Source organism: Salifodinibacter halophilus, from assembly GCA_012999515.1.
Classification (GTDB): domain Bacteria; phylum Pseudomonadota; class Gammaproteobacteria; order Nevskiales; family Salinisphaeraceae; genus Salifodinibacter; species Salifodinibacter halophilus.
The window spans coordinates 1-262 of the sequence record JABEEB010000354.1; the positions used below are offsets into that span (position 1 = coordinate 1).

Below are 262 nucleotides of genomic sequence, written 5' to 3' on the forward strand. Positions count from 1 at the left end.
CAACAGACAGGTGGCGTAGATCAGCGCCGCGAGCCGGCCGCTGCCGGGCGCCAGCCGCCGCGCGCAGCCCGCGGCCAACAACACGCAGGCCAGATACGACAAGGCGATCGGCAGGCGCGCGGCCCAGGCGGTTTCGCCGAACGCCGATACGCTGGCGGCGATCAGCCAGTACGCGCCGGGCGGCTTGGTCCAGTGCCCGGTCTCGAGGTTGCGCATCGGCGTCAGCCACTCGCCGCGGTCGAGCATGGTCAGGGCGATGTTG

Annotated in this window: 1 protein-coding gene; it reads right to left on the reverse strand. The window is 72.1% G+C overall.

The features are described from left to right. Nucleotides 1-262, reverse strand: a 262-nt coding sequence (locus tag HKX41_12000) for a glycosyltransferase (GenBank protein ID NNC24857.1), incomplete at both ends; no start/stop codon positions are given.